3 protein-coding genes are annotated in these 2,062 nt (G+C 59.7%); 2 read left to right on the top strand and 1 reads right to left on the bottom strand.

Annotation, left to right across the window (positions count from 1 at the left end):
• Positions 1 to 79 precede the first annotated feature (79 nt).
• Together HY699_22580 and HY699_22575 are read left to right on the top strand one after the other, a co-directional pair.
• Positions 80 to 394 (top strand): transposase, encoded by a 315-nt coding sequence (locus tag HY699_22580; GenBank protein ID MBI4518595.1) that lies wholly within the window; start codon positions 80 to 82, stop codon positions 392 to 394.
• 38 nt (positions 395 to 432) lie between these two features.
• Positions 433 to 1,410 (top strand): IS3 family transposase, encoded by a 978-nt coding sequence (locus HY699_22575; GenBank protein MBI4518594.1) that lies wholly within the window; start codon positions 433 to 435, stop codon positions 1,408 to 1,410.
• Between the two features lie 266 nt (positions 1,411 to 1,676).
• Here HY699_22575 and HY699_22570 read toward each other — a convergent pair.
• On the bottom strand, positions 1,677 to 2,062 hold a 386-nt coding region (locus HY699_22570; GenBank protein MBI4518593.1), incomplete at its 5' end, for a hypothetical protein.

Here is a 2,062-nt window from a genome sequence, read left to right as displayed (position 1 = left end):
GGCCGGAACTGTTCCGCCCCAGCTGGAAATGGACTCTCTGACCGGGAAGAATATGTAGACGGTCAAAGAGGAACCATCCATGAACACGAACAAGCACCGGCGTCATTTTACAGCAGAAGAGAAGGTCAAGGTACTTCGGCGGCACCTCTTGGAGAAGGTGCCCGTCTCGGACTTGTGTGAGGAGGCCGGGATTCACCCGACGCAGTTTTACGACTGGCAGAAGGTTTTCTTCGAGAAGGGGGCCTTGGCGTTTGAACGGTCATCGCGGCCGGAGGCCACGGCGCGGGAGCAGCGGATTGCCTTCCTGGAGGCGAAGCTGCAGCGCAAGGACGAGGTGCTCTCGGAGCTGATGGAGGAGCACGTGGCCTTAAAAAAAAATCTTGGGGCACGCTGAGGAAGGCATGGGTGCCCCATGAGACGCGAGATACCGTCATGGACTTCGTGAACAAGTGGTCAGAGAAGGCGGAGATTCCGCAGCGCCGCTTCATCGCCTGGCTGGGGATCGGCCGGAGCAAGTTCTACGACTGGCAGGCCCGCTACGGTCAGGTCAATGAGCACAACGGCAAGATTCCGCGAGACTTCTGGCTGGAAGACTGGGAGAAGCAGAAGATCGAGACCTATGCCAAAGACCACCCCGGCGAGGGCTACCGGCGGCTGACCTACATGATGTTGGACGGAAACGTCGTCGCGGTGGGGGCCACCAGCGTTTGGCGGGTGTTGCGCGCGGCGGGCCTGCTGGAGCGGTGGAACGGCGAGTCCTCCAAGAAAGGGACCGGCTTCGTCCAGCCGCTCTTGCCCCATGAGCATTGGCACACGGATGTGACGTACATCAACATTTCCGGGACGTTTTACTACCTGTGCAGCCTCTTGGATGGCTGCAGCCGTTTCATTGTCCACTGGGAAATCCGCGAGAGCATGACGGTGGAGGAGGTCGAGATCATCATTGAGCGGGCGAAGGAAGCTTTTCCCGAAGCCCGTCCCCGGATCATCTCCGACAACGGCCCTCAGTTCATCGCCAAAGACTTCAAGGAGTTCATCCGCCTCAGTGGTATGACCCACGTCCGGACCTCGCCCTATTATCCCCAGAGTAACGGCAAGATCGAACGCTGGCACGGCTCACTCAAGCGCGAATGCATCCGGCCCGGCACGCCCTTGTCGCTGGAGGATGCCCGGCGCCTGGTCGCCAAATACGTCAAGCACTACAACGAAGTCCGTCTCCACAGCGCGATTGGCTTCGTCACACCCAAGGACAAACTCGAAGGCCGCGCCCCGACGATCTTCACCGAGCGCGACCGCAAACTGGAAGCCGCACGCGAGCAACGGCGCCAGCGCCGCCAGGCCGCGGCGGCCGGCGGGAAGGAGGTGAAGGCAGAACCCACTTGCGCCTTGATGCAGGCAGTGGCACACTAACATCACCGGGTGAAACGGAGGCTGGCTCTGCTGGCGAGCAACCAGCCAAGGGATAGCCCGGTCAGGCTCATCAGACGATGACAGGGCGTGGCCTGCTCTCGGGGTCACGCCCCGATGAAAAACCTCATCGGATGATAGACCTGCTATGCCTCAAAAAAACGCATCTTGAAAATGGAATCAGAACCCGACCGTACTCATTAACAAAAACCGGTCATTGTCCATTTTCCGCTGAACCGGGACAATAGGCCAACCAGAATTTTGTTGGATCAGATACCTTCCACCAAGCCCGCGTCGAGCGGTGCAACAGATACGTTGTAGGAAGTATCGCCTCGTCGAACTGTGACAGCCTGCTCTCTCCCGCTCAAGTCCCAGAGGAGCACGCTCCGCGCCTCCGGATACCAGGCGCACACGATGGGGGTGTCTTCCTGGACGTAGGGGATGTTCTTTAATTGAGGCAAGAGTTCATGTTTGAGGCGGAAGAGGTTTTCCAAAGTTTCAGCAATGGCTCGGCCGCCGGGTATTTCGACACCGGGGCGATGAATGAATTGGGTGCCGGCGGAGGCGAGTTTGCCTGCACTGGCAGCGCGGGCATCGGCGTCGCTGAGAAAGGTCCAGCCGGAGAGGAGACCTTCGGTCGGCGCCGTGGCGGGGT

It is taken from the genome of Deltaproteobacteria bacterium, from assembly GCA_016210005.1.
GTDB lineage: Bacteria > Desulfobacterota > Binatia > HRBIN30 > JACQVA1 > JACQVA1.
Note: the sequence above shows the minus strand (reverse complement) of the source record. Positions and strands in the feature narration are given on the sequence as shown.

Coding starts and splice junctions, on each gene's coding strand:
- HY699_22575 (MBI4518594.1), top strand. CDS start 433: ATGGACTTCGTGAACAAGTGGTCAGAGAAGGCGGAGATTCCGCAGCGC.
- HY699_22580 (MBI4518595.1), top strand. CDS start 80: ATGAACACGAACAAGCACCGGCGTCATTTTACAGCAGAAGAGAAGGTC.